26 protein-coding genes are annotated in these 26,908 nt (G+C 71.0%); 4 read left to right on the forward strand and 22 right to left on the reverse strand.

Going from position 1 to position 26,908, the window contains the following annotated elements:
• The first annotated feature begins 78 nt into the window (after nt 1-78).
• The 3 genes from QM711_RS11070 (at nt 79) to QM711_RS11080 (ending at nt 3,801) form a co-directional block, all read left to right on the forward strand.
• Nucleotides 79-543 (forward strand): VOC family protein, encoded by a 465-nt coding sequence (locus QM711_RS11070; protein ID WP_415099254.1) that lies wholly within the window; start codon nt 79-81, stop codon nt 541-543.
• A gap of 31 nt (nt 544-574) precedes the next feature.
• The gene (gene pruA, locus QM711_RS11075; protein ID WP_415099256.1) at nt 575-2,203 is read left to right on the forward strand and encodes an L-glutamate gamma-semialdehyde dehydrogenase; all 1,629 of its coding nucleotides are present in this window, start codon (nt 575-577) and stop codon (nt 2,201-2,203) included.
• A gap of 104 nt (nt 2,204-2,307) precedes the next feature.
• Entirely contained in the window at nt 2,308-3,801 is a 1,494-nt protein-coding gene (locus QM711_RS11080) for an FGGY-family carbohydrate kinase (protein WP_415099258.1), read from the forward strand.
• Nucleotides 3,802-4,005: 204 nt separating this feature from the next.
• Here the strand turns inward: QM711_RS11080 and pyk are convergent, their stop codons facing one another.
• The 22 genes from pyk to mraZ all read right to left on the reverse strand — a co-directional run bounded on the left by pyk (nt 4,006) and on the right by mraZ (nt 25,762).
• Nucleotides 4,006-5,415 (reverse strand): pyruvate kinase, encoded by a 1,410-nt coding sequence (gene pyk, locus QM711_RS11085; RefSeq protein ID WP_415099260.1) that lies wholly within the window; start codon nt 5,413-5,415, stop codon nt 4,006-4,008.
• Between the two features lie 59 nt (nt 5,416-5,474).
• The gene (locus QM711_RS11090; RefSeq protein WP_415099262.1) at nt 5,475-6,392 is read right to left on the reverse strand and encodes an RluA family pseudouridine synthase; all 918 of its coding nucleotides are present in this window, start codon (nt 6,390-6,392) and stop codon (nt 5,475-5,477) included.
• The gene (locus tag QM711_RS11095) at nt 6,389-6,886 is read right to left on the reverse strand and encodes a signal peptidase II (protein WP_415099264.1); all 498 of its coding nucleotides are present in this window, start codon (nt 6,884-6,886) and stop codon (nt 6,389-6,391) included. Before QM711_RS11095 ends, QM711_RS11090 begins: the two co-directional genes overlap by 4 nt.
• Before the next feature lie 32 nt (nt 6,887-6,918).
• On the reverse strand, nt 6,919-7,353 hold the full coding sequence (locus QM711_RS11100) for a TraR/DksA family transcriptional regulator (RefSeq protein ID WP_415099266.1): 435 nt from the start codon (nt 7,351-7,353) through the stop codon (nt 6,919-6,921).
• 151 nt (nt 7,354-7,504) lie between these two features.
• On the reverse strand, nt 7,505-7,984 hold the full coding sequence (locus tag QM711_RS11105) for a hypothetical protein (protein WP_415099268.1): 480 nt from the start codon (nt 7,982-7,984) through the stop codon (nt 7,505-7,507).
• 106 nt (nt 7,985-8,090) lie between these two features.
• On the reverse strand, nt 8,091-8,561 hold the full coding sequence (locus tag QM711_RS11110; RefSeq protein WP_415099269.1) for a DivIVA domain-containing protein: 471 nt from the start codon (nt 8,559-8,561) through the stop codon (nt 8,091-8,093).
• Nucleotides 8,562-8,665: 104 nt separating this feature from the next.
• Nucleotides 8,666-8,956 (reverse strand): YggT family protein, encoded by a 291-nt coding sequence (locus tag QM711_RS11115; RefSeq protein WP_415099271.1) that lies wholly within the window; start codon nt 8,954-8,956, stop codon nt 8,666-8,668.
• A 60-nt stretch (nt 8,957-9,016) separates the two neighbouring features.
• Nucleotides 9,017-9,535: a cell division protein SepF gene (locus tag QM711_RS11120; RefSeq protein WP_415099273.1), complete on the reverse strand. Its 519-nt coding sequence runs from the start codon at nt 9,533-9,535 to the stop codon at nt 9,017-9,019.
• Nucleotides 9,536-9,588: 53 nt separating this feature from the next.
• A complete protein-coding gene (locus tag QM711_RS11125) occupies nt 9,589-10,323 on the reverse strand; it encodes a polyphenol oxidase family protein (protein WP_415099275.1) in 735 nt (244 codons plus the stop codon).
• Between the two features lie 6 nt (nt 10,324-10,329).
• Nucleotides 10,330-11,523, reverse strand: coding sequence for a cell division protein FtsZ (ftsZ, locus tag QM711_RS11130; RefSeq protein WP_415099277.1), 1,194 nt, complete (start codon nt 11,521-11,523; stop codon nt 10,330-10,332).
• Nucleotides 11,524-11,707: 184 nt separating this feature from the next.
• Nucleotides 11,708-12,430 (reverse strand): cell division protein FtsQ/DivIB, encoded by a 723-nt coding sequence (locus tag QM711_RS11135; RefSeq protein ID WP_415099279.1) that lies wholly within the window; start codon nt 12,428-12,430, stop codon nt 11,708-11,710.
• Nucleotides 12,427-13,827, reverse strand: coding sequence for a UDP-N-acetylmuramate--L-alanine ligase (gene murC, locus QM711_RS11140; protein WP_415099281.1), 1,401 nt, complete (start codon nt 13,825-13,827; stop codon nt 12,427-12,429). Before murC ends, QM711_RS11135 begins: the two co-directional genes overlap by 4 nt.
• Complete coding sequence (gene murG, locus QM711_RS11145) at nt 13,827-14,939, reverse strand: undecaprenyldiphospho-muramoylpentapeptide beta-N-acetylglucosaminyltransferase (RefSeq protein ID WP_415099283.1); 1,113 nt, start codon at nt 14,937-14,939, stop codon at nt 13,827-13,829. The genes murC and murG overlap by 1 nt, the downstream gene beginning before the upstream one ends.
• 36 nt (nt 14,940-14,975) lie before the next feature.
• Entirely contained in the window at nt 14,976-16,235 is a 1,260-nt protein-coding gene (gene ftsW, locus QM711_RS11150; protein WP_415099285.1) for a putative lipid II flippase FtsW, read from the reverse strand.
• A 6-nt stretch (nt 16,236-16,241) separates the two neighbouring features.
• On the reverse strand, nt 16,242-17,747 hold the full coding sequence (gene murD, locus QM711_RS11155; RefSeq protein WP_415099287.1) for a UDP-N-acetylmuramoyl-L-alanine--D-glutamate ligase: 1,506 nt from the start codon (nt 17,745-17,747) through the stop codon (nt 16,242-16,244).
• Complete coding sequence (gene mraY, locus QM711_RS11160) at nt 17,726-18,799, reverse strand: phospho-N-acetylmuramoyl-pentapeptide-transferase (RefSeq protein WP_415099289.1); 1,074 nt, start codon at nt 18,797-18,799, stop codon at nt 17,726-17,728. Before mraY ends, murD begins: the two co-directional genes overlap by 22 nt.
• Nucleotides 18,796-20,220, reverse strand: coding sequence for a UDP-N-acetylmuramoyl-tripeptide--D-alanyl-D-alanine ligase (locus QM711_RS11165; protein ID WP_415099291.1), 1,425 nt, complete (start codon nt 20,218-20,220; stop codon nt 18,796-18,798). Before QM711_RS11165 ends, mraY begins: the two co-directional genes overlap by 4 nt.
• Entirely contained in the window at nt 20,213-21,712 is a 1,500-nt protein-coding gene (locus QM711_RS11170) for a UDP-N-acetylmuramoyl-L-alanyl-D-glutamate--2,6-diaminopimelate ligase (RefSeq protein ID WP_415099293.1), read from the reverse strand. The genes QM711_RS11165 and QM711_RS11170 overlap by 8 nt, the downstream gene beginning before the upstream one ends.
• Nucleotides 21,713-21,724: 12 nt before the next feature.
• Nucleotides 21,725-23,560 carry a peptidoglycan D,D-transpeptidase FtsI family protein gene (locus tag QM711_RS11175; protein ID WP_415099295.1) on the reverse strand — a complete coding sequence of 612 codons (1,836 nt, stop codon included), beginning with the start codon at nt 23,558-23,560 and terminating at the stop codon, nt 21,725-21,727.
• Nucleotides 23,557-24,222 (reverse strand): hypothetical protein, encoded by a 666-nt coding sequence (locus tag QM711_RS11180; protein ID WP_415099297.1) that lies wholly within the window; start codon nt 24,220-24,222, stop codon nt 23,557-23,559. Before QM711_RS11180 ends, QM711_RS11175 begins: the two co-directional genes overlap by 4 nt.
• Nucleotides 24,219-25,184, reverse strand: a complete 966-nt coding sequence (gene rsmH / locus QM711_RS11185; RefSeq protein ID WP_415099299.1) for a 16S rRNA (cytosine(1402)-N(4))-methyltransferase RsmH — start codon at nt 25,182-25,184, stop codon at nt 24,219-24,221. Before rsmH ends, QM711_RS11180 begins: the two co-directional genes overlap by 4 nt.
• A 149-nt stretch (nt 25,185-25,333) precedes the next feature.
• The gene (mraZ, locus tag QM711_RS11190) at nt 25,334-25,762 is read right to left on the reverse strand and encodes a division/cell wall cluster transcriptional repressor MraZ (protein WP_298131917.1); all 429 of its coding nucleotides are present in this window, start codon (nt 25,760-25,762) and stop codon (nt 25,334-25,336) included.
• 188 nt (nt 25,763-25,950) lie between these two features.
• On the opposite strand from mraZ, the gene QM711_RS11195 reads away from it, so the two are divergent.
• On the forward strand, nt 25,951-26,901 hold the full coding sequence (locus QM711_RS11195) for an AAA family ATPase (RefSeq protein ID WP_415099301.1): 951 nt from the start codon (nt 25,951-25,953) through the stop codon (nt 26,899-26,901).
• The last annotated feature ends 7 nt before the right edge of the window (nt 26,902-26,908 follow it).

Genomic DNA, 26,908 nt, shown 5'->3' on the forward strand with positions numbered 1-26,908 from the left:
CACGCGTCGCCGGTGTTCGCGCGGCAGCCGCTCAACCGGCGTGACCAGGTACCCGTGCCCCGACGGAAAGGGATCGAAATGACCGATCTGTTCACCGAACTGCACCACGTCTGCATCGTCGTCCACGACCTCGATCGCGCCGTTTCCGCTTATCAGCGACTCGGAGTGGGTCCGTGGTTCGACTATCCGAAGGGATCTGCGTACGTCGAGTACGACGTCCCCGACCCGGCCGGTTCGGCGGGCATGAAGTACAAGTGTTACGACTTCGTGAATGTGCAGCTGCAGCTGTGCCAGCCCGGCCCGGAAGACACTCCACAGCGCCGATTCCTGGACGCCCACGGCGAAGGCGTCTACCACCTGGGCTTCGAGGTTCCCGATCTGGCCGGTGCCGTCGCCACTGGCGAGGAGCTCGGCCTGGAGGTGATCGCCAAGGGCCGGCGCGCAGACGGCTCCGGCTTCTGCTATTTCGACACCCGGCAGGCCAATGGCGTCACCCTCGAAGTCCGCAACACTCCCGCCGAACCCGTTCCCGCCCACGACTGATCCCGATCCGACCCGAAAGGACACACCTCGCATGGACGCCGTGACGACTCCCCCGCCGCCGACCAACGAGCCCAACCTCAGCTATGCCCCCGGGACGCCCGAGCGGTCGGCGCTGCTGGCCGAGGTGGACCGCCAGCAGTCCGCGCAGCACCCCTTGGACGCCTACATCGGCGGCCGCTGGCAGCCCGGCGGCGGTGCAGAGATCCCGGTCGTGCAGCCGCATGACCACCAGCACGTCCTCGGGGTCCTGCGCAACGCCACCACCACCGACGCCGAGCAAGCCATCGCCGCGGCGTCCGCGGCCGCGCCGGCCTGGCGGGATCTCTCCTTCGACGAGCGCGCGGCGGTGTTCCTGCGAGCCGCCGACCTGCTGGCCGGACCGTGGCGGCAGCGATTGAACGCCGCCACCCTGCTCGGCCAGGGCAAGACCGCCTATCAGGCCGAGATCGACAGCGCCTGTGAGTTGATCGACTTCTGGCGGTTCAACGTACACTTCGCCGCCCAGATCCTGGCCGAGCAGCCGATCGCCAACGCCCCCGGCGTCTGGAACCGGACCGATCACCGTCCGCTGGAGGGTTTCGTCTACGCGATCACCCCGTTCAACTTCACCGCGATCGCCGGCAACCTGCCCACCGCGCCGGCGCTGATGGGCAACACGGTGCTGTGGAAGCCGTCCCCGACCCAACAGCTGGCCGCCACGCTGACCATGCAGTTGCTCGAGGAGGCCGGGCTGCCAGCCGGCGTGATCAACATGCTGCCCGGCGACGGGCTGGCCGTCTCCGAGGTGGCCCTGGCCAGCCCGGACCTGGCCGGCATCCACTTCACCGGCTCGACCGGCACCTTCCAGCGGCTGTGGGCCGAGGTCGGCGGCAGGATCGGCAGCTACCGGTCCTATCCCCGCCTGGTCGGCGAGACCGGCGGGAAGGACTTCGTCATCGCGCACCCGTCCGCCGACGACGATGTGCTGCGCACCGCACTGATCCGCGGCGCCTTCGACTACGCCGGGCAGAAGTGCTCGGCCGCTTCCCGGGCGTATATCCCGCGCAGCGTCTGGAACCGGATCGGCGACGACCTGATCGAGGCCACGGACGCGCTGCCGATGGGCGACCCGCGCGACCTGGGCAATTTCCTCGGCGCCGTGATCGACGACCGCGCCTTCGCCAAGCAGCGGACGGCCATCGAACGCGCCCAGGCCCATCCGGATCTGCGCGTGGTCGCCGGCGGCCAGCTGGACGACTCGGTCGGCTGGTTCGTCCGGCCCACCATCGTGCTCGGCGACGATCCCAGCGACGAGGTCTTCCGCACCGAGTACTTCGGTCCGGTGCTCGCGGTGCACGTCTTCGACGACGGGGACTTCGAGGCGGTGCTGCGGCAGGCCGAGTCCGCCTCGCCGTACGCGCTGACCGGCGCCCTGATCGCCAGGGACCGGACGGCCATCGAGGCGGCCGGCCGCACCCTGCGGTTCGCCGCCGGCAACTTCTACGTCAACGACAAGCCCACCGGTGCGGTGGTCGGCCAGCAACCCTTCGGCGGCGCGCGGGCGTCCGGCACCAACGACAAGGCCGGCTCGGCCCAGAACCTGCTGCGCTGGACGAATGCCCGCTCGATCAAGGAGACCTTCGTGCCGGCCATCGAGCACCGCTATCCGCACATGGGCTGACCGCCCCCTCCCCTGCACCATCGGCTTCGAATACCGTTCGGGTTGGGCGGGCAACGAGGACGCGTCCCCGGCCGGGCAAGGATGCTCGCAGAGAGGAGCCTGAGATGGCTAGGGACAACAGGCTGGTGATCGGGATCGATTTCGGCACCGGCAGCTCCAAGGGTGTGCTCGCCCGCCTGAACGGAAAGGTCATCGCGACCTCCGAGGTGGCGCACCGGACCTCGATGCCAAGGCCGGGTCACGTCGAGCACGACGCCGACGGCGTCTGGTGGGCGGACTTCCTGGCCATCGTCGCCGACCTGCTGCGCAAGGCGAGCGGCCCCGTGGTCGGCATCACCACCTCTGGGATCGGACCGTGCAGCGTGTTCTGCGACGGCGACGGTCGCCCGCTGCGTCCGGCCATCCTGTACGGCGTCGACACCCGCGCCTCTGCCGAAGTCGCCGAGCTCACCGACCAGATCGGCGCCGAGGCGCTGGTCGAACACTGCGGCAATGTGCTCACCTCGCAGTCGCAGGGGCCGAAGTTCCTTTGGACCGTCCGCAACGAGCCGTGGGTCTGGGAGAAGGCGAAGTACTTCTTCATGGCGCAGACCTACGTGGCGTTCAAGCTGACCGGGGCCTACGTGCTCGACCACCTGTCGGCGTCCATGTTCGATCCGATGTATTCGCCCAGGACCCAGGACTGGATCCCCCAGTGGTGCGAGCTGGTTGCCCCGGGCCTGCCGCTGCCCGAACTCAAGTACTCCAACGAGATCGCCGGCCACATCACCGCCGAGGGCGCCTACCTGACCGGCCTGCCCGAGGGCATCCCGGTCGGGGTCGGCAGCACCGACGCCTTCAGCGAAGCGCTCAGCGTGGGGGTCAAAGAACCCGGCGACGTGATGCTGATGTACGGCTCGACGATCGTCGCGAACCTGGTCGCCAGCCAGTTCATGGCCCACCCCAATCTGTGGGCGATCACCGGGCTGTACCGGGACACCTTCGCGCTGGCCGGCGGCCTGTCGGCGTCCGGAGCGCTGACCACCTGGCTACGCGACATCACCGGCGGCACCGAGTACGCCGTCCTCTCCGAAGAGGCCGGCGACGTCCCCCCGGGGTCCAACGGCCTGCTGGCGCTGCCCTACTTCGCCGGCGAGCGGACGCCGATCAGCGATCCGCGGGCCCGCGGCGTGATCGCCGGGCTGACCCTGAGCACGACCCGCGGCGAGTTGTACCGTGCGCTGCTCGAGGCCACCGCCTACGGCACCCGGCATCTACTCCGGTCGATCGAGGAGGCGGGCGGACAGGGCAAGCGGTACATCGCGGTGGGCGGCGGCACCAAGGGCGGCCTGTGGACCCGGATCATCTCCGACGTCTGCGGCATCGAGCAGGTGCTGCCGAAGCTGGCCATCGGCGCCAGCTACGGCGACGCGCTGATCTCGGCGCAGAACGTCGGCGAGGCCGACGAGTCCACCACCTGGCTCAAGGTCTCCGCGCACGTCCAGCCCGACGAGGAGAACAAGGACCGCTACGACGACTTCTTCGGTCGCTACCTCGAGCTCTACCCGGCCACCCAGGGCATCGCCCACTTCCTGGCCGATCACCAGCTCGCCGAGTAACCTCCAGCGCGATGAGAGCGGACGCGGTAGTCGCGTCCGCCGTCGTCAAGAAGGTGACCGAAAGAACCGTCCCCGCGGACACCGGACGGAAGGTGACCGAAAGAACCGTCCCCGCGGACACCGGCGGAAGGGTGACCAGGACCGTCCCCGCGGACACCGGCGATCGAGCTTCGTCGAGATCCGTGCCGGCCGACGGTCGACCGGTCAGTCGTGCAGCTCGTAGATCCGCACCGAGTTGGTCTGGCCGCCGGTGCCGGACGGGTTGCCGGCGACGATCACGATCTGGTCACCGGGTTTGACCCAGCCGGTCTGCTTCAGGGCGTCCTGGACCGACTGCACCATCGACTCGGTGGAGACGAACTCGGGCGTTACCCAGGACTGGACACCCCAGCACAGGGTGAGCTCGAGGGCCGTGCGCGGCTTCGGGGTGAACGCCATGATCGGGATCTCACAGCGCAGCCGGGCCAGCCGGTGCGGGGTGTCACCCGAGATGGTGAATGCCGCCAGGTACTTCGCGCCGACCCGCTCGGCGATGTCGACCGCCGCCTTGGAGATGACGCCCGAGTGGGTGTGCGGGTCCCAGTCGATGTGCCGGATGTTGTCCAGGCCCTGCTCTTCGGTGTAGTTGATGATCCGGCCCATCACCTTGACGGCCTCGATCGGGTACTCGCCCATCGCCGTCTCGCCGGACAGCATCACCGCGTCGGCGCCGTCCAGGATGGCGTTGGCGACATCGGAGGTCTCGGCGCGGGTCGGCTGCGGGGCGTTGATCATCGACTCGAGCATCTGGGTCGCCACGATCACCGGCTTGGCCCACTTGCGGGCCTCTTCGATGATCCGCTTCTGCACCGACGGCACCTGCTCGGGAGGCAACTCCACGCCCAGGTCACCGCGGGCCACCATCACCGCGTCGAAGGTGTCGATGATGTCATGCAGATTGTCGATCGCCTGCGGCTTCTCGATCTTGGCGATCACCGGGACGTGCCGGTCCTCCGAATCCATGATCGCGCGGACCCGGTCGTAGTCGGCCGCGCTGCGGACGAAGGACAGCGCCACCATGTCGACGCCGTGCCGCAACGCCCAGCGCAGGTCGTGCTCGTCCTTCTCGCTGAGCGCGGGCACCGACACCGCCACTCCGGGCAGGTTGATCCCCTTGTTGTTCGAGACTCGGCCGCCGACCACCACCTCGGTGACCACGTCGGTGTCGGTCACCTCGACCGCGCGCAGGTGGATCCGGCCGTCGTCGACGAGCACCTGGTCGCCGGGCCGGACGTCCATGGTCAGGGTCTTCAGCGTCGTCCCGCAGCGTTCGGCGGTGCCGAGCACGTCGTCGGTGGTGATCACGAACTGCTGCCCGGCCTCGAGGATGGCGAAGTCGTTCTCGAACCGGGTCAGCCGGATCTTCGGGCCCTGCAGGTCGGCGAACACACCGACCGGGCGGCCTACCTCATGGGACGCGTCCCGGACCAGTTTCAGCCGCCGCATGTGCTCCATGTGATCGCCATGCGACATGTTCAATCGGGCTACGTTGATGCCGGCCTCCATCAGGCCGATCACCTTCTCGAGGCTGTCCGTCGACGGACCCAGCGTTGCAACAATCTTTGCTCTGCGCACGCTCAGCACCCTAGCGGACCGAGTCGACGCCAAGGTTGCGCCGGCAGCGGCATTCGGGTTCAGCTGTTACGAAGCTGTTCCAATGCGGCGGCCAGGTCGTCGGGATAGGCGGACTCGAAACGCACCTGTTCGCCGCTGCCCGGGTGCTCGAAGCCGAGCTCGACCGCATGCAGCCATTGCCGATCGAGGCCCAACCGGGCCGCGAGCACCGGGTCACCGCCATACAGCGGGTCCCCCGCGCACGGGTGCCCGATGGCTTGGGCGTGCACTCTGATCTGGTGGGTGCGCCCGGTCTCCAGATGCACCTCGAGCAGGGTGGCACCGCGGAACACCTCCAGGGTGTCGTAGTGGGTGACGCTGTGCCGGCCGCCGTCGACGATCGCCATCTTCCAGTCGTGGCCCGGGTGCCGCGCGATCGGGGCGTCGATGGTGCCGACGTGCGGGTCGGGGAAACCCTGCACCAGCGCGTGGTAGATCTTGTCGACCGTGCGATCCCGGAACGCCCGCTTGAGCAGGGTGTACGCCCGCTCGCTCTTGGCCAGCACCATCAGCCCGGACGTGCCGACATCAAGCCGCTGCACCACACCCTGCCGCTCGGCGGCCCCCGAGGTGGAGATCCGGAAGCCCGCGGCCGCCAGATGCTCGGTGACCGAGGGGCCGTCCCAGCCCAGGGACGGATGCGCGGCCACTCCGGCCGGCTTGTCGACGACCACGATGTCGGGGTCGTCGTGCACGATCCGCACGCCGGCCACCTCGCGGGGAGTCACGGAGACCGCGACGGCCGGTGCCGGCAGGTCGACCTCGAGCAACTCGCCGCCGCGCACCCGGGTCGACTTGGTGACCGTGCTGCCGTCCAGCTGTACGTGCCCGGACGCGATCAGGTCGTCGATCCGGCTGCGGGAAAGCCCGGTCATCCGCGCCGCCGCGCTGTCCACGCGCTGGCCGGCCAGGCCGTCCGGCACCAGGTGGACGCTCACGACTGCGTCTTCCCGGCCGGCGAGCCGCCGCGTTCGACCTTCTCACCGGCCAGATTGACGCCGGTGATCAGGGTCAGCCAGATCACCGTGGCCGCCGCGAAGGTGATCCAGATGTCGGCCACGTTGAAGATCGCGAACCACGGCACCTGCAGGAAGTCCACGACATGGCCGTGGAAAGCTCCCGGTTCGCGAGTCAGCCGGTCGAACAGATTGCCCGACACCCCGGCCAGCAGCAGCCCGGTGGCCACCGCCCACCCGGTGTGCCGCACCCGCGGCACCATCCAGGCCAGCAGGAACACCATCGCGGCGATGGCCAGGCAGGTCAGCACCACGGTGAAGCTCTCGCCCATGCTGAAGGCGGCGCCCGGGTTGCGGATCAGCCGCAGGTAGAGCTGTCCGGGAATCACCGGGACGGCGGACGCGGGGTCCAGGCTGGCCAGCGCCCACTGCTTGGTCGCCCAGTCCAGCGCGAACCCGGCCGCGCCGATCGACACCGCCGTCAGGCCGTAGCGACGAGGACTCCCGGCTATCGCCGCTCCTCCCGCTTCTTGCAGGTCATGCACAAAGTGGCCCGCGGGAACACCTGCAGCCGGTCCTTGCCGATCGGCTGGCCGCAGGACTCGCAGGTGCCGTAGTTCCCGGAGTCGAACAGCCGCAGCGCGAGTTGCGCCTGATCCAGCATCTCGCGGGCGTTGGCGGCCAGCGACATCTCCTGGTCGCGCTCGAAGTTGGTGGAGCCGACGTCGGCCGGATCGCGTCCGGCGCCGTCGCTGCCGTCGGAGAAGAGGTCCTGAAGTCCCGCCTCGGCAACCGCGATCGCACGCTCCAGCCGGGCCACCTCGTCGGTGAGTTCGTCGCGGACCTCGGCGAGTTCGTCAGCGGTCCACGGATCCTCGCCCTCGGCGACCGGAATGACGGCCGGACCGTCGGCGACGGGGTCCGTCTTGCGAGCCGTAGGCATGGCGTGGAACTCCTTCAGATGGTGGTCCGAGCGGAGAGAGTACCACCCGGGTCGGCCCGGCCGAAGAGCCGGACATTCCGCCCGCTCAGTGAGCGCGGGCCGGGCTCGCCGAGGCCATGGCGGCTGCGAGCCGGCCCGGTCGACCGGCTGGTCAGTGCTGGTCGTTGAGCAGCGCGTCCAGCCGCGGCGTGGCGGACGGGCCGTCCGGCTCGCTGAGCAGTTCCGGAGCTTCGTCCGGCTCGGAGCGGCCGGCCAGCGACTCCAGGTGCGCCTGCAGCTGGCTGGTGAGGCTCTGCCGGTAGCGGTCCTCGAACGACCGCAGCTGGTCGACCTTGCCCCGCAGCTCGTCGCGCTCGGATTCCAGCGCTCCGATCAGCTCGGCCCGGCGCTCGGTGATCTCGGTGGTGAGCGCCGCGGACCGCTGCACGGTCTCGGCGTCGAGCGCCTCGGCGGCCGCACGGGCCTGCTGCTCGATCTCGTCCGCCCGGGTGCGTGCGCCGGTGAGCGCCTCGTGCGCCTGCCCGGCCGCCTCCTCGACGGTGCTCTCGGCCTTGGCGGACGCCTCGGAGGTGATCCGCTGAGCGTCTTCCTCGGCCTCGCCGACCAGCCGCTCGGCCTGTTCGGTGGCCATCTGCAGCAGCTTGGTGACCGCCGGGGCGGCGTCCGGCGCCGCGGTGACGACGATGTGCTCAATCTTGGAGGTGCGCTCGGCCTGCGCGGCCTGCGCCGCCGACAGCTCAGCCCGGACGCCGTCCAGCTCGCGGCGGGCGCCGTCGGCCTCCGCCTGCAGCGCGGCGATCCGCTCGTCGCGTCCGGATAGCTCGCCCCTGGCGCCGTCGAGTTCGCCCTGCCAGCCGCCCGACCACCTCGCCCTGGTCGCCCTGGGTCAGCGCCGCCCGGGCACTCTCCAACTCACCGGAGCGGCCGTCCAGGTCGGCCCGCAACCGCTCGATCTCGGCGTGGGCGTCGGCCAGCTGCTGGCGCAGTTCGTCGGAGCCGGAACCGGTCTCGTCCACGGCCGGGGCCAGGCCACCCTCGCTCGCCGCCAAGGCCTCGACCTGCTTCTTGAGGGTCTCGTTCTCTTCGCCGAGTTGCGCGAGGGTGACTTCGACCTTGTCGACGAAGTTGTCCACGTCCACCGGTTCGTAGCCGTTGCGGCGAGCCAGATGGAATCGGGTCTGACGGACCTGCTCCAGGGTCAAGGTCATGCTTCACCTCACGAGAACGGACGGGGAATGGCGTTCGTCAGGCTATCGGTGGGCGCATCCGAACACAAAGGAAAATCGGCCCTCGGTGCGGCCGGGGAACGGGTTCAGACGAAGACGAAGGGGATCAGTCGCTGGACGAACGACAACGCCAGGAACAGCACCAGGAAGCCCAGGTCCCAGCTGGTGCCGCCGATCCGGATCGGCGGGATGATCTTGCGCATGAATCGCAGCGGCGGGTCGGTCAGGGTGTAGACGAACTCGGCGATCACCAGCATCAGGCCCCGTGGCTGCCAGTCCCGCACGAACAGCGGGACGAAGGACAACACGGCCCGGACCATCAGCACGGCCAGGTAGGCCCAGAGCAGATACCACAGGACCAATCCGACCAACTGCACAGCCACTCCCCTGGGTGATAGAAGCCTTCGGCGATCGAGCCGCGGGGCGATGGCGCCTCGTCAGCTCTGGTTGTAGAAGCCTCCGGCGATGCGCTCCTTGTCCTCGGCCGTCACGTTGACGTTATGCGGCGAGAGCAGGAACACCTTGCTGGTGATGCGTTCAATACTGCCATGCAGTCCGAAGATCAGCCCGGCGGCGAAGTCGACCAGCCGCTTGGCATCGGCGTCTTCCATCTCGCCGAGGTTCATGATCACCGGCACGCCGTCGCGGAAGTTCTCACCGATGGTGCGCGCCTCGTTGTAGGTGCGCGGGTGCACGGTGATGATCCGGCTGATGTCGGCGGTGCGCGGTGCCGGCGAGGTCGGCCGCCGGGACTCGATCTCGGTCACCGTCGCGGCTGCCGGAACCGGCGCGGCCGGCACGGCCGCCGGAGCCTGCGGGGTGCCGGTGGCCTGGGGCTGCTCGCCGGGCCGGTGCACCTGCTGGGTGACGTCCTCGGAGCCGTATTCGGACTGTGCGTAGTTGTTGTCCGAAACCAGCCCGAGCCAGACGGCCGCCTTCTTCAATGTGTCAGCCATTTCAACCCCTCGTCCGCGCGTACACCTGCAACCTAACCCATGGTGGCAGGCGGTCAGCCGGCTGCATTCGTCCGACACGCAGCGGCGCGCCAGATGATCCCGGCCTGTCGCCCCGACGCGGCGGCATCGCGACGGTGCGAGTGCAGGGTCGGGGTCTGCAGCGTGCACCGGCTGACGTCTACCACCTGCGCCCCGAGACCGGCCAGGACGCCGTGCGCGCCGGCACCCAGGTCGAGCCCGGACGTCCCCGCCGCGGTCCGGGTACGGCTGCCCGGCACGGTGGCGGCCACCTCGGCGGCCATCGCGTCCGGCACCTCGTAGCAGCTGCCGCAGATGTGCGGGCCGATCCAGGCGGTGATCGCTCGGGCGCCGGCCTCGCGCATCGTGGCCACCGTGGCCTGCAGGACCCCGCCGGCCAGCCCGACCCGGCCGGCGTGCGCCGCGCCGATGACCCCGGCGGCGGCATCGGCGAGCAGCACCGGCACGCAGTCGGCGACCCGGACCGCCAAGGCGACACCGGCCCGGGTGCTGACCAGGGCGTCCGCGCTGCGGCCGGCCAGACCGGTCAGCTCGGTGCCCTCGTCGACCACCGCGACCGCACGGCCGTGCACCTGCCGGACCACCGCCAGCGGGACGCCGAGATCTGCCTCGATGGTCGCCAGGCCTGGGGCGCGTCCGGCGGCTCCGTGCGCACCGCCCAGGCTGAGCACCGAGCCGTCGGCGGCCACTGCGTCGGAAAAGGCGACCCCGACGCCGTCGGCGCCGGGGTCACGGTAGAAGTCGTACATGGCCGCTTACTTCAGGAAGTCGGGCACGTCCAGGTCGTCGTCGGCGGGCGGCTGCACCGGACGCGGCGCATAGCTGGGCCGCTCGGCGACCGGCTGCTGCTGCGGCCGGGGGGCCGGCTCGGGTGCCGGCTGCTGGGCCGGGCGGGCGAACGGGTCCGGACGGCTCGCCGGCGCGGCCGGAGTGGTAGCCGGACGGCTCTGCTGCCGAAGATCGGGAGCCCGGGTGATCCCCGGCTGGCGCCGCGGCGGCTGCCCGCCGTCGAAGCCCGCGGCGATCACCGTGACCCGGACCTCGTCGCCGAGCGCATCGTCGATCACCGTGCCGAAGATGATGTTGGCGTCCTCGTGGGCCGCCTCCTCGATCAGGTTCGCGGCGGCGGAGACCTCGAACAGGCCCAGGTCGGAGCCGCCCGCGATGGACAGCAGGACGCCGTGCGCACCGTCGATGCTGGCCTCAAGCAGCGGAGAGCTGACCGCCATCTCGGCGGCGGCCCGGGCCCGGTCCTCGCCGCGGGCCGAGCCGATACCCATCAGCGCCGAGCCGGCGTTGCTCATCACGGCCTTGACGTCGGCGAAGTCGAGGTTGATCAGGCCCGGGGTGGTGATCAGGTCGGTGATGCCCGAGACGCCCTGCATCAGCACCTGGTCGGCCTGCTTGAACGCGTCCAGGATCGCCACCTGGTGGTCGGTCATCTCCAACAGCTTGTCGTTGGGGATGACGATCAGGGTGTCGACCTCTTCGCGGAGGCCGGTGATGCCGTTGTCGGCCTGGGTGGCCCGGCGCTTGCCCTCGAACGAGAACGGCCTGGTCACCACACCGATGGTCAGCGCGCCGAGCGAGCGGGCGATCCGGGCCACCACCGGCGCGCCGCCGGTGCCGGTGCCGCCGCCCTCGCCGGCCGTGACGAAGACCATGTCGGCGCCCTTCAGCACCTCTTCGATCTCGTCGGCGTGGTCCTCGGCGGCCTGCCGGCCCTTGTCCGGGTCCGCACCGGCACCCAGCCCGCGGGTCAGGTCGCGGCCGATGTCGAGCTTCACATCGGCGTCGCTCATCAGCAACGCCTGCGCGTCGGTGTTGACGGCGATGAACTCGACGCCACGCAGGCCCGATTCGATCATCCGGTTGACGGCGTTGACGCCACCGCCACCGACGCCGACGACCTTGATGACCGCCAAGTAGTTCTGGGATGCACTGCCCACGAAGATTCCCACCTCAATAGCGCTTTTGCGGTTGCCGAAGACAAGTCTCAAGTTGCGGTGGAGACCCCAGGGAAGGCAACTCGGTCACGTCGGATGCAAGGCTACTTAGCCCCAACAGCCGCGTCCAACGCGGCGTGCCCCATCGGCGCGTCCCTCAAGTAGTACTTCAGGGTTGTCCTAGACCTCAGCGAGTGACCGGATTGGACGGCGCGGAGACGTCGTAGACCCGGTGCTGCGCGGTCATCAGCCGGAGCAGCACCTGCACCTTCAACGGCGACTGCTCGGCTCCGCCCCAGATCACTGTGGTGCCCCCGGTGAGCTCCAGGGTGATGCTGTCCGGGGTCTGCGCGGTCAGCAGCCGCACCTTGCCGCGGAGCTCGGCCGGCAGCGCCTGCACCACGGTCGCCAGGTCGCGGATCAGCCGGGGATCGCCCGTCGGCACCCGAGCGGGCAGCACGCCGCGCGGGACCTCGGCGGCGGAATCGAAGATCACCCCGTTGTCGTCGACGATCCAATAGCCGCCGGGGGTCTCGGCCGCGAATGCCGGCACCCGCTCGGTGATCTGGATGCCGATCGTGTTCGGCCACTGCCGGGCCACCGCGACCTTGCCCACCGCAGGCAGCCCCGACACCCGAGTGGCGACGGCGTCCAGGTCCACCCTTGCCAGCGGCATCCCGGCCGGCACGTCGGCGATCCTCAGGACCTCGGCGGTGGACACCAGTTTGGCGCCGCGGACCTCGACCGCGCGGACACCCAGCACGCCGGAGCCCAGCAGCAGCCAGGCCAGGCCAGCGGCGGCGAGCAGCACCGCAGCGGCCATCACGACGACGACCAGCCGGCGGCGGCGTCCGCGCCGGCGGCGCAGGGTGATCCGGCCGGTGGCGTCCCCGATGCCGGTCATCGTCATCGGACGGCCTCCAGCGCCGCCGGGCCGATGGCCGTCACGTCACCGGCTCCGACGGTGAGCGCCAGGTCACCGGGCCGCAGCAACCGCGCCAGGACGCCCGGCGCGGCGGCCTTGTCCCCGACGTAGGTCACGGCGGCGCCGGCGTCCCGGGCCGCGGCGGCGACCAGTTCGCCGCTCACGCCGGGGATCGGGTCCTCGCGGGCCGGATAGATGTCCAGCACGACCACCTGGTCGGCGGCGGCCAGCGCGGTGCCGAACTCGGTGGCGAACTCGCGGGTGCGGCTGAACAGGTGCGGCTGGAAGCAGACCACCAGCCGTCCCTCGCCGGCCAGCGGACGCGCGGCGGCGAGCAACGCGCGCACCTCGGTCGGGTGATGGGCGTAGTCGTCGTAGATCCGGGCACCGTTCAACTCGCCGACATAGCTGAACCGGCGATAGGTGCCGCGGAACGCCGACGCCGCGGCCCGCAGCGCGGGACCGTCGTGGCCCAGCGCCCATCCAATGGCGTAGGCGGCGGCCGCATTGGACAGGTTGTAGTGGCCGGGCACCGACAGCTGCAGCGGCCCCGAGTCATCGGACGCGGTGAGCGTCGCCGAGGCGGTCGGCGAGCTGGTCCGCAGCTCGGTCAGCCGGACGTCGGCCCCGGCGGATTCGCCGAAGCTGAGCACCCGCCGGCCGTCCCCCTCGATCAGCGGCCGGAGCGCACGGGTCCCCGGATCGTCGGCCGACAGCACCACGGTGCGGACGCCGGGGGCCGTCGCCAGAGCCACGAAGCCCTCGAAGTAGGCCTGTGGCGTCCCCCAATTGTCCAGGTGGTCGGCCTCGATGTTGGTGATCGCCACCACCTCGGCCGGATACTGCCGGAAGGAGCCGTCCGACTCGTCGGCCTCGACCACGAACGCGTCGCCGCCGCCGAGCCGGGAACTGCGGCCGGTACTGGCCAGCGGCGAACCGATCACATAGGACGGGTCGGCACCGACGGCGGTGAGGATCTCGGCGGTCATCCCGGTGGTGGTGGTCTTGCCGTGGGTGCCGGTGATCGCCACCCCCCGCCGGCCCAGCATCAGCGCGCCCAGGGCGGCGCTGCGATGCCAGACCCGCAGGCCGCGTCGCCGGGCCTCGGCCAGCTCGACGTTGGACTCCCGGATCGCCGACGACACCACGACCGTGGCGGCGTCGCCGAGGTGGTCCGGGTGATGGCCGACATGGACGTCGACGCCCGCTGCCGCCAGCTGGCGCAGCGCCGCCGAGTCGGCCTGGTCGCTGCCCGAGACGGGCACGCCCAGCGCGGCGTAAGCGGCGGCGATGCCGCTCATCCCCGCCCCGCCGGCGGCGATGAAGTGGACGCCGCCCAACTCTGCCGGCGGCAGCAGCGGTACGGCGGTGACGAGGGCCATCAGACTTGCTCCGCACCGGTCCGGCCGGCGATGGCCAGCACCCGCTCGGCCAGCCGTCCGGACGCGTCGGCGGGCACCAGGTCACCGCTGGCCCGGCGCATCGCCGGCAGCGCGCCGGCGTCGTCGAACAGGCCCCGCACCTCGCCGGCCATCCGGGCGGCGTCGAAGTCAGCGTTGTCGATCAGCACCGCGGCCCCGCCGTCGACCAGGAAGGTCGCGTTGCGGGCCTGCTCGCCGTTGCCGTGCGGCAGCGGGACGAAGATCACCGGGAGCCCGACGGTCGCGGTCTCCATCACGGTGCCGGCGCCGGACCGCCCGACCATCAGGTCGGCGGCGGCGTAGGCGTCCTCCATCGCGTCGACATAGCCGAGCGGCAGGTAGCGGGCACCGGTGTTCTCGTCGGCCACCACCACATCGGCGGCGGTGATGTTCTTCGGACCGAGCACGTGCAGGATCTGGATGCCGGCGGCCAGCAGCTCGGCGCAGGCACCGAGCGTCGCGGTGTTGATGGTCTGCGCCCCCTGCGAGCCGCCGGAGACCAGCAGGGTGGGCCGGTCGGCGTCGAGGCCGAAGCCGGCCCGGGCGTCGGCCCGCCGGGCTTCTGCGTCCAGTTCGGCGATGCCGCGTCGGACCGGCAGGCCCAGGTACTCGGCGCGCGGCAACGGGGTGTCCGGGAAGGACACCGCGACCAGCTTCGCGAACCGGGCGGCGACCTTGTTGGCCAGGCCCGGCAGCGCGTTCTGCTCGTGGATCACCACCGGGACGCCGAGCGTCCGGGCGGCCAGGTAGACCGGCAGCGAGACATAGCCGCCAAAGCCGACCGCGACGTCCGCCGCCTCGCGCTTGAGGATCCGGCGGGCCTGCCGCACCGAGTCGAACAGCCGCCAGGGCACCTTGAGCAGTTCCGGGGTCAGCGAACGCGGCAGCGGCACCGGGGGGATCAGTTCCAGCCGCAACCCGGCGGCCGGCACCACCGTGGTCTCCAGTCCACGGGCCGTCCCGATCGCGACGATGCTGCCGGCCGGGTCGCGCTCGGCGATCCGCTCGGCGGTGGCGATCAGCGGCGAGGTATGCCCGGCGGTGCCACCACCGGCCAGCACGACGTGAGCCATGGTCCTCCTCGTGGTGTGTCTCTCAGGTGGGGCCCGCTACCGGCGGGACTCGACCACGGTGACCGCGCCGGCCGATTTGCGCTTCTTCCGCTCGGCCAGCCTACGGGCGTCCGGCTCGAGCTTGGCGCAGGCCAGCAGCAGGCCGATGGCGGCCAGGTTGGCCATCAACCCGGAGCCTCCGTAGGACAGCAGCGGCAGGGTGACGCCGAGCACCGGGATCATCTTCAGCACCACCATGATGTTCACCAGGGCCTGGATCATCAGCCACGACGTCACCCCGGCGGCGAGATAGCGGCAGAAGGCCAGGTCCGAGCGCAGCGCGATCCGGAACCCGGCGTAGCCGAGGACCAGGAAGAGCGACAGCACCACCAGGGTGCCGACCAGGCCGAGCTCTTCGCCGACGATGGCCAGCACGTAGTCGGTGTGGGCTTCGGCCAGCGAGCCCCACTTCTGCCGCGAGCCACCCAGGCCCAGACCCCACCAGCCACCGGACGCCAGAGCGAAGACGCCCCGCATCGGCTGCATGTTCACGCCCATGGTGTCGTGGTCGGCGTTGAGGAAGCCCATGATCCGGCCCATCCGGTTGCCGGAGGTGATCACCAGGACGAGCACCGCGGCCGCGACGGTGACACCGATCCCGGCCAGCATCTTCCACGAGGCGCCGACGTACCACAGCATCGCCACCACGATCGCGCCCATGATCATCCCGGTGCCCAGGTCGTGCTGCAGCACGACCAGCCCGATCAGCAGCGCCGAGACCGGCACGAACGGCACCAGCAGGTGCTTGGGCTGGTCGAGCAGCTTCTGCTTGCGGGCGAACAGGTCGGCGCCCCACATGATGATCGCCAGCTTGGCCAGCTCGGAGGGCTGGATGCGGAAGAACGAGGTGCCGAACTGGACCCAGTTCTGGTTGCCCTTCGCCTCGCCCCAGCCCAGCGGCGTGAAGGTCAGGATCTGCAGGATGAGGGCAGAGATCACCAGGCCCCAGCCGAGCACCTTCAGGGCCCGGGGCTGCAGCCGGGAGAGCACCACCGCGGCGACACCACCGACCGCCAGGAAGAAGACCTGGCGCTTGACGAAGTAGTAGGCGTCGCCGAAGCGCACGCTGCCGAGCACGCTGGACGCCGACAGCACCATCATCATGCCCAGGCTGAGCAGCAGCACGGTGGGCACCAGCACCAGGAAGAAACTGGCCCGGGGATGGGCCAGCGCATCGGCGATCGGGGTGGAGCGGGGACGGCGCCGCGCGGCGCCGTTCGACTGCTTACGATCCAGTGGGGAAGAGAGGATCGCCACTATGTCTCAGCCCCTCTCGTCGGCTCCGGTGATCGCTCGGACGGCCTCGGCGAACGCCGCGCCGCGCGCGTCGTACCCGGTGAACATGTCCTTGCTGGCACAACCCGGAGCCAGCAGCACCACGTCACCCTGCCGGGCCAACGCGCGTGCGGCCGTGACCGCCTGAGCCATCGCACCAGTGTCGGGCGAATCGATCACTGTCACGGGGATCTGCGGCGCGTGTCGGGCGAGTGCCTCCGCGATCACCCCTCGATCGACGCCGAGCAGCACCGCCCCGCGCAGCTTGTCCCCGTAGTCCCGCACCAGCTCGTCGAAGCTGGTGCCCTTGGCCTGGCCGCCGGCGATCCAGACGATCGAGTCGAAGGCCCGCAGCGAGGAGGCCGCGGCATGCGGGTTGGTGGCCTTGGAGTCGTCCACCCAACGGATGCCGCCGTGCTCGGCGATGGTCTGGATCCGGTGGTCGCCCAGCTCCAGCGTCCGCAACCCGTCCCGGACGGCAGTGGCCGGCACCCCGAACGAGCGGGCCAGGGCGGCCGCGGCCAGCGCGTTCTCCACGTTGTGCGGTGCATAGGGCACGACGTCGGACAGCTTGCCGATCTCCATCGCCGAATCCCGGCGCTGGGCGACGAAGGCCCGGTCGACCAGCAGGTCGTCGACCACGCCGAGCTGGCCGATGGCCGGGATGCCGAGGGTGAAGCCGATCGCCCGGGCACCCTCGGTGACTTCGGCGTCCTCGACCATGTGCAGGGTGGCCTCGTCGGCCACGTTGTAGACGCAGCTGTGGGTGACCCGTTGGTAGATCCGCGCCTTGTCGGCGGCATAGGCGGCCATCGCGTCCGGGGCCTGGCTGTCCCAGCTCGCCGGATCGGCGTACCACTCCAGGTGGTCGGGTTGCAGGTTCAGCACCGCCGCCGAGTGCAGCGCCAGCGAGTGGGTCGCGTGCAGCTGGAAGCTGGACAGCTCGACCGCCAGCACGTCGTAGCTGACCTCGTCCAGGATCGCCTCGACGATCGGACGGCCCACGTTGCCGACGGCGCTGGTGGTCAGCCCGGCGGCGGTCAGCATCGACTCCAGCATGTTGACCGTGGTGGTCTTGCCGTTGGTGCCGGTAACGGCCAGCCAGGACACCACCCGGTCCGGCTGCATCATCCGCCAGGCCAGTTCGACCTCGCCCCAGACCGGAACCCCGCGGCGCCGGGCCTGGGCGATCAGCGGCGCCCGCGGCGTCCAGCCCGGGGAGACGACCAGCAGGTCGGCATCCGGCAGCGTCGCGGTCGATCCCGGCCCGAGCCGCACCTGCGCGCCCAGCACCTCCAGGATCGCGGCCTTCTCGGCGTTGGCCGGTGAGTCCGCGTCGTCCAGGACGAGCACCTGGGCACCGAGTTCCAGCAGCCCGTCCGCCGCCGCGTAGCCGGACGCCGCCAGCCCGGCCACCACGACCCGGGCCTGCGGCCAGGGCGACAGCCGGGTGGCCGCCGGCAACCAGTCGATCACTGCAACCCCACCGTCCATTCGGCGTAGAAGATGCCCAGGCCCAGCGCGACGCACAGCCCGCAGATGATCCAGAACCGGATCACGATGGTGATCTCGGCCCAGCCGAGCAGCTCGAAGTGATGCTGCAGCGGGGCCATCTTGAACAGCCGTTTGCCCTTGGTGGCCTTGAACCAGCCGACCTGCAGGACCACCGACAAGGTGATGATCAGGAACAGCCCGGCGATGATCAGCATCAACAGCTCGGTGCGGGTGAAGATCGACAGCGCGGCCAGGCCGCCGCCGATGGCCAGCGAACCGGTGTCACCCATGAAGATCTTGGCCGGGCTGGCGTTCCACCACAGGAAGCCGAAGCAGGCGCCGGCCAGGGCCAGCGAGACCAGGGCCAGGTCGCTGGGGTCGCGGACCCAGTAACACTGCGGCCCGGCGGTGGACGTGGTGGCGCAGGACTGGTTGTTCTGCCAGATGTTCACCAGTGCGTAGGCGGCGAAGACCATGGTCGCCGCGCCGGTGGCCAGCCCATCGAGGCCGTCGGTCAGGTTGGCAGCATTCGACCAGGACGCGATCACCACCATGATCCAGATCACCGCCAGCCAGATCGGCAGTTGCAGCCAGCTGATGTCACGCAGGAACGAGACGGCCGCGCTCGCCGGGGTGATCCCCTGGTCGTCGGGGAATTGGAAGGACAAGATGGCGAAGGACACCCCGACGATCGCCTGGCCGGCCAGCTTCGCCCGGCTGTTCAGGCCGAGCGAGCGGGCCTTGGAGATCTTGATCCAATCGTCGGCGAAGCCGACCAGGCCAAGGCCGGTGACCAGGTAGAGCACCAGGATCCCCGACGCCGTCGGCGGCGACCAGGTGATCAGGTGGGCGACCGCGTAGGCGAAGATGACCGATCCGATGATGACGATGCCGCCCATCGTCGGCGTGCCGCGCTTGGTGTGATGCGCGGTCGGGCCGTCGTCGCGGATGAACTGGCCGTAGCCGTTCTTGACCAGTACCCGGATCGCGAACCGGGTGCCGAGCAGGGTGCCGATCAGGCCCAGCCCGCCGGCCAGCAGGATGCTTCTCATGCCGGCCCTCCCGTCCTGTCACCGGCGCCGGACGCCAACGCGTCGGCCACCACCTCCAGGGCCAGTCCCCGGGACGCCTTCACCACCACGACATCCGACGGTTGCAGATCGGCCCCCACCACCGCAACCGCGGCGGCCCGGTCCGCGGCCACCCGGGCCGTCCCGCCGGCTTCCCGGGCGCCGCCGGCGAGGGCCTCGGCGAACTCCCCCAGGGCCACCACCTCAAAGCCGAGCCCGGCGGCCAGGACGCCGAGCCGGCGGTGCTCCTGGGCCGCGTCCTGGCCCAGCTCGAGCATGTCGCCGAGCACGGCCAGCAGCCGGCCGTCCGGACGCCGCATGCCGGCGACCGCGGTCAGCGCGGCCCGCATCGAGTCGGGGTTGGCGTTGTAGGAGTCGTTCACGATCAGCGCGCCATCGGGGCGCGGGCACAGCTGCATCCGCCACCGGGAGCGCGCGGTCGCCGCACTGAGGGCGTCCGCGATCAACGCCGCGGGCAGGCCGAGGGCCAGCCCGGCGGTGGCCGCGGCCAGCGCGTTGGCGACCTGATGCCGTCCGGAGCCCCGCAGCCGGACTCCGACCGACGCCTCGGCGGCGCCGGCCGCGCGCAGCGTGAAGGTGTGCCGCTGCAGGTCGTCGGGCTCGATGTCCTCGGCCCAGACCCGCAGTTCACCGGCGTCCGGTTCGCCGGCCAGTGCGAAGGTGGCCAGCCGGGCCCGGGTCCGGGAGGCCATCCCGAGCACCAGCGGGTCGTCGGCGTTCAGCACCGCCCAGCCGTCGGCCGGCAGCGCCTCGACCAGCTCACCTTTGGCCTGGGCGATGCCGGCGACCGAGCCGAACTCGCCCAGGTGGGCGTGCCCGACGTTGAGCACCAGGCCGACCCGCGGCGGGACGATGCCGCACAGCCAGGCGATGTGCCCGCCGCCGCGGGCGCCCAGTTCGCTGACCAGGTAGCGGGTGCCGGCGTCCACCCGCAGGGCGGTCAGCGGCACCCCGATCTCGTTGTTGAAGGAGCCTTCCGGGCTCACCGTGGGGCCGGCCGCGGCGAGCAGCTGGCCGAGCAGGTCCTTGGTGCTGGTCTTGCCCGACGAGCCGGTCACGCCGACACAGACCAGCCCGGACGCGGTCGCTCGCGCCACCACCCCGCGGGCCAGGTCGGTGAGCCCGGTCAGCGCGTCGCCGACCACCAGGTGCGCCACGGCGGCGTCGGTGGTCCGGGTGCAGATGGCGGCCACCGCGCCCCGGGCCGCCGCGGCGGCGATGAAATCGTGGCCGTCGGCCCGCTCGCCGGGCAGGGCCACGAAGACCGCGCCGGGCGACGCCAGCCGGGAGTCGATCACCACGTCCGGGCCGGCCGTCCGGTCGTCGTCGACCGGACCGGCGCCGGCCAGCGCCGCCACCTCTGAAATCGTTGCCTCACGCACGTTCGTTGTTCCCCCCAACGAGTCGCTGCCATTCGTCGCGGAGTACCGCCACGTCGTCGAACGGGCTGATCACGCCCGCCCTGTCCTGCCCGGTCTCGTGCCCTTTGCCGAGCACGGCGACCCAGCCCGCACCCCCGGCGCGACGCAGCGCCAAGGCGATGGCGGCGCGTCGGTCGCCGCCGTCCACGGCCTCGGTCGCGCCGCCCTGCCGGGCTCCGGCGAGCACCGCCGCCCGGATCGCCGCGGGTTCCTCGGAGCGCGGGTTGTCGTCGGTGACCACCACCAGTTCGGCGTTGGCCGCGGCCGCGGCACCCATCGGCCCGCGCTTGCTGGGGTCGCGGTCGCCACCGGCACCGAGGACGGCGATCCGGGGCCGCGGCAGCGCGGCCAGGGCGGCGGCCACCGCTTCGGGGGTGTGGGCGAAGTCGACCACCGCCGCGGGCGCTCCCGGCCCGAGGTCGACCCGCTGCATCCGGCCGGGGACGGCGGCGGTGGCGAAGGCGGGAACGGCAGCGGCGACGTCCAGCCCGGCGGCGGCCACCATCGCGGCGGCGGTGGTCGCGTTGGCCACGTTGAACGAACCCGGCATCCCGACGGTGAAGGCGAGCCGGCCGTGCGGGGTGGCGAGCTCGACAGCCGTGCGGCCGTCGGCGTCCGGATCGGCACTGAGCAGCCGGAAGTCGGCCTCCGCCGCGCTACCGGTGGTCAGCAGCGGGGTGCCCTGGGCGCGGATCAGGCCGGCCAGCCGGCGGCCCCAGTCGCCGTCGGTGTTCACCACGCAGGCTCGGGCGCGACCGTCCAGGAAGAGTTCGGCCTTGGCCGCGAAGTAGCTCTCCAGGTCGTGGTGGAAATCGAGATGGTCGCGGCCCAGGTGGGTAAACCCGGCGACGTCGAAGACGATCCCGCCGACCCGGCGCAGCGCGAGAGCATGCGAGGAGACCTCCATCGCCACGCTGCTGGCGCCGGCGTCCCGGAGCTGGCCGAGCAGCTCCTGCAGGTCGGGCGCTTCCGGCGTGGTGACGGTGCTGCGGCTACGGTCGATGGGCTTCCCGGCGAGCCGGAAGCCGATGGTGCCCACCGTCCCGACCCGCTCGCCGAGGGCGGCCAGCGCGGCCTCCAGCAGGAAGACGGTGCTGGTCTTGCCGTTGGTTCCGGTGATCCCGAACATCCGCATCGCCCGGGCGGGGTGATCGTGAACGGCGGCGGCCACCTCGGCCAGGGTTGCGCGCGGGTCGTCCACCACCACGACCGGGACGCCGGCGCCGGCCGGCCCGGCACCGATCAGTTCGGCGCCGGCGGCATCGGTGAGCACCGCGATCGCGCCCCGCCGGACCGCTTCGGCCGCGAACCGGGCGCCGTGGGTGTGCTGCCCCGGCAGCGCCGCGTAGACGCCGCCGGGACGGACCACCCGCGAGTCGAGGCTCACACCGGTGATCTGGGCCACCGGAACACCCGGCAGCAGCCGGGACAGGCGAGATGCGCGCTCAGCCATGGCTCGACCCTATTACTGGAGCGGGAGCTTGACGCCCTTGGTGGACGACGGAGCCACCGCGTAGCGGGGCAGCGCCAGGGAGAGCACGTCGTGCATCACCGGGGCCGCCACCGCCGCGCCGGAGCTGCCCTTGCGGGGGTTCCACACCACCGCGTAGACCAGCACCTGCGGGTTCTCAATCGGCGCGACACCCACCGTCGAGACCACCAGCTTGTCCCGCGAGTAGCAGTTGCAGCCGGCGTCGAACAGCCGTGCCGTCCCGGTCTTCGAGCCGATCCGGTAGCCGGCCACGGTGAAGGCGGAACTCTTCTGGTTCAGGGCCTGCTGCTCCATCAACGAGCGGACCTGCTCGGAGGCGTTCTCGCTGATCACCCGGCGCGGGGTGGTGTCCTGGTTGGGCCGGGTGTAAGGCTGGCCGTCCAGGGTCGAGATCACCGTCGGGGCGTGGTAGATGCCGCCGTTCACCGCCGCCCCGAGCGCCGCCGCGTTCTGGATCGCGGTCACCGACAAGCTGGTGCCGAAAGCGATTCCGTCCCGGGTGTAGTCGGCCATCGTGGCCTTCGGCAGCAGCCCGGCGGACTCGCCGTTCACCCCGATGTTGGTGCGTTTCCCCAAGCCGAACGCCGTGTAGTAGGAGTGCAGCTGCTCCTTGCCCATCTGCCGGGCCAGCGTGATGGTGCCCAGGTTGGACGATCGGGCGAAGACGCCGCGGGCCCGCAGCGTGATGGTGCCGTGGTTCCAGGCGTCCTTGATGGTGAACTGGTCCTGCTTGATGAACGGAGGCACCACGACCTTGTCGTCGGCCTTGGCGGTGCCGGAGTCGAGCAGCGCGGCGAAGGTGAGGACCTTCTGCACCGAGCCGGGCTCGTAGACGTTGTTGGTGATCCGGTTGCCCATGTTCGCGGCCTCGCCCTTGCCGGGATCGTTGCTGTCGAAGGACGGCGCGTTGGCCATCGCCAGCACCTCGCCGGTGTTCGGGTTGGTGACCAGGACGGCAGCCGCCTCGGCACCGCTGTCGGCCAGCGCCTTGGCCAGCCGCTGCTCGGCGAGGAGTTGCAGGGTCGAGTCGATGCTCAGCCCGACGTTGTGACCGTTCTGCGGCGGGATCAGGACGTTGTCGCCGAGCGGGATCTTGCCGTTCGGCGAGGAGTCGTAGACCTCTTTGCCGTCGGTGCCCTTGAGCAGCTTCTCCAGCGACAGCTCCAGGCCGCCCGCCGCCTGGCCCTGCTCGTTCACCCAGCCGATCAGGTTCGACGCCAAGGTGCCGTTGGGATAGCGCCGGGTGGGGGCGGTGATCCGGCGCAGGCCGAGCAGCTTGGCCTCGTTCATCTCGGTCTGGATATCGGCGAATGTCTGCGCCGGGACCCGCTTGGCGACCACCCGGTAGGACGACTTCGGGTCGGTCAGCTGCGGCAGGTACGACTCCGGGGTGTTGCCCAGGTGCCTGGCCAGGATCTGCGCGAGCTGCTGGGGTGCCGCGGCCGCCACCTCCCGGTCACGGGTGGTCATCTGGGCGTCGGCCATCTTGCCGTTGGTGCGGATCATTCTCGGGTCGGCGACCACCTGCACGGTGTCCTCGGTGAACGCCAGGATGTCGCCGTAGCGGTCGCTGATCTCGCCGCGGGAGGCCGGCAGCACCTGGGTCTTCCGCATCGCCACGGCGGCATCGGTGGCGTAGGTCTGGGCATCGAATGCCTGCACCTGCAACGCCCGGCCGGCGCACATCGAGAACACGACCGCGATCACGATCAGCAGCACCCGCATCCGGCGGATCGGCGAGGCCAGCGGCAGCCGGGCGCGGCGCAGCCCGGAGAGTGCCTTGGCCAGACCCGACTGCGGCGCCGTCACCGGCCGCTCCCGTTCTTCTTGGCAGCCTTCTTGGCCGCGGCCTTCTTCTTGGCCTCGGCGTCGGCCTTCTTCTTCGCCGCTGCCTTCTTCGCCTCCTCGGCCTTCTTCTTCGCCGCTGCCTTCTTCGCCTCCTCGGCCTTCTGCTTGGCCTCCTCGGCCTTCTGCTTGGCCTCCTCGGCCTGCCTGGCCATCGCTTCCTCGCGGGCCTTGGCGATCGCCGCGAGCTGCTCGGGCGTCCGGTACCGGACGTCCGGCACCTCATTGCCGGTCATCGCGGTCGGGTCGCCGACGATCCGGCCGCCGGGCAGCGGCAGGTAGACCGGATACGGGTTCGGCACCATGCCGAGCTTCGTGGCGGCGATCGCCAGCCGGGTGCTCGAACGCGCCTCGGTGACCTCGGTCTCCAGCGATGCCAGCCGGTAGCCGAGCTGGGTCGCCGTCCGCTGCTGGTCGCGGACGGCGAAGGCCTGCTCCTGCAGCGCGGTGTTGAGCAGCAGCAGCCCGACCATGCCCAGTGCGAGGAACACCCCCAGGCCCAGGATGAACGAGACGTTGCCGACTCTCCGTTCGGGCAGCCGCACCTCGCGCAGGCTCCACCGGGGCGCTCGCTCCTCGGGCCTGCGTTCGCTCGGACTGGGCTTGGGGGCCAGGAGTGCCGTCATGCTGCCACCTCGTCGATCCGTTCCCCCGCGCGCAGCCGTGCCGAGGCGGCACGCGGATTGATCTCTACCTCGTCTGAATCGGGACGCTCGGCGCCGCGGGTGAGCAGCACCAGCCGGGCCCGCAGCGCCGCGGGCACCTGCGGCAACCCGCGGGGCGCTCGGTCGGTGGCGGCCTCGCGCAGCGCGTTCTTGACCAGCCGGTCCTCGCCCGAGTGATAGGCCAGCACGGCCAGCCGGCCGCCCGGCGCCAGCGCGTCGATCGCGGCCGGCAACAACCCGGTCAGCGCACTGAGTTCGTCGTTGACCGCGATCCGCAGCGCCTGAAAGCTGCGCTTGGCCGGATGCCCGCCGCCGGCGGCGCGGGCCGCGGCGGGGATGGCCTGCTCGATCACCCGGACCAGCCGGGCCGACCCCGAGAACGGCTCGGCGTCGCGCTCGGCGACGATCCGGCGGGCGATCCGGTCGGCGAAGCGTTCCTCGCCGAACCGGCGCAGGATGCTGGTCAGCTCGCCGGCGGACGCGGTGTTCAGCAGGTCGGCGGCGGTGAGTTGCTGGGTGTCGTCCATCCGCATGTCGAGCGGGGCGTCGGTGCGGTAGGCGAAACCGCGCTCGGTGCGATCGATCTGCATCGAGGACAGGCCCAGATCCGCCAGGATCGCCTGCACCCGCGGGCGTCCCGCCTCGGCGAGCACCTCGGGCAGCTCGTCGTAGCGGGCCTGGAAGAGCGAGACCCGGTCACCGAACGGCGCCAGCCGGGCGGCTGCGGCGTCCAGGGCGTGCCGGTCGCGGTCGATGCCGATCAGTCCAGCCTCCGGGCAGGCGGTGAGGATCGCCTCGGCGTGTCCGCCGAGACCGAGGGTGCAGTCGACATAGACGGCATCCGGCGCCTGCAAGGGCACGCTGAGCAGTTCGACGATGCGCGTGCACATCACCGGCACGTGCTCTACCTGCCGCCCGTCCATCTCGACCCCTTCAGCTGCCCTGGATGGCACCCTCGCGTGCGCTGTGGTTTCAATCCGTGGGATCCGCCTGGCACCGGGGAAGGTGCGCCAGGAGGCGTCGCCCATCGGATTGAAGCCGCACCGCACGCGACGGTGTTTGCCTCGGCGGGTCACCCCGCTCCGAATACCTCTTCGTCCATCTGTGCGAAGGCCTCTTCCTGCGCCGCGGCGTAGGAAGCCCAGGTCTCCGCGTCCCACACCTCGATGTGGTCCAAGGCGCCGATCACGACGATCTCCCGGCGCAGGCCCGCGTAGTTCCGCAGGTGCTCCGGCACGGTGATCCGGCCCTGGCTGTCCGGCGTGGACGAATCCGCGCCGGAGGCGAACATCCGCTGCACCGAGCGCACCTTCGCCAGGCTGGACGATCCCGCGATCATCCGATCGGCAGCCGCCTGGTAGGCGGCTGGGGTGAAGATCGCCAGGCAGCGGTCAGGCTGCCTGGTGATGACCAGGCCCCCGTTCAGTTCCTCGCGGAACTTCGCGGGGAGGAAGAAGCGACCTTTGTCATCGAGCTTCGGCGTGTGGGTGCCCAGGAACATTCGGGACCCACCCCCTCGACTCTGTCCTCCACTTGGCGCCACTGTACTCCACTTTCCTCCACCAGACGAGATTGGCGGGTCGTCCTGCGTGGTTCTCCTCCCGCCCGGGGGCCCGCGCGGGCCGCTCTGAGCCGCCCGGTAGGGTGGCGACAGATCGAAGCCGAGGGGGGATCGTGGAACGCAGCCCGATGAGTCAGGTGGACGACCTGCAGGCCGTCGCGCAGGACATCCGGGCCGCGGCACACACCGTCATCGAGGGCAAACCCGAGGCCATCGAACTGGCGCTGATCGCACTGTTCTCGTCCGGGCATCTGCTGATCGAGGACGTCCCGGGGGTCGGCAAGACCATGCTGGCCAAGACCCTGGCGCGAGCCATCGACGGCACCGCGCAACGCATCCAGTTCACCCCGGACCTGTTGCCCAGCGACATCACCGGCGTGTCGATCTTCAACGCCGAGCGGCGCGACTTCGAGTTCAAGCCGGGCGGCGTGTTCGCCACCATCGTGATCGGCGACGAGATCAACCGCGCCTCACCGAAGACCCAGTCGGCGCTGCTCGAGGCGATGGAGGAACGCCAGGTCACCGTCGACGGAGTGACCCACCCGCTGCCCGATCCGTTCATGGTGATCGCCACCCAGAACCCGATCGAGATGGAGGGCACCTACCCGCTGCCGGAGGCCCAACGGGACCGGTTCATGCTGCGGATCTCGATGGGCTATCCCGCCCGTGCCGCGGAGGTGGCGATGCTCGACCACCATGGCGGCGGCGATCCGCTCGCCGATCTGCGGCCGGTCACCGACGCGGCCAGGGTGTCCGAACTGGCCGCCGGGGTCAGGGGGATCTTCGTGCACGCCGCCATCAAGGACTACCTGGTCGCCGTGCTGGACGCCACCCGGCACAACCCCGACGTCCGGCTGGGCGGCTCGCCGCGGGCCGGGCTGCAGCTCCTGCGCGCCTGCAAGACCCGCGCCGCGCTGCACGGCCGGCACTACGTCATCCCCGACGACGTCCAAGCGCTGGCGGCGCCGGCGCTCGCCCACCGCATCCTGCTCAGCCCCACGGCGCAACTGGCCCAGCGCAGCGTCGAGGACATCGTCCGGGCCGCCGTCGACAGCGTCGGCGTCCCCGATCGGGACTAGGTCCGCG

The organism is Micropruina sp. (assembly GCF_047602385.1).
GTDB lineage: Bacteria > Actinomycetota > Actinomycetes > Propionibacteriales > Propionibacteriaceae > Micropruina.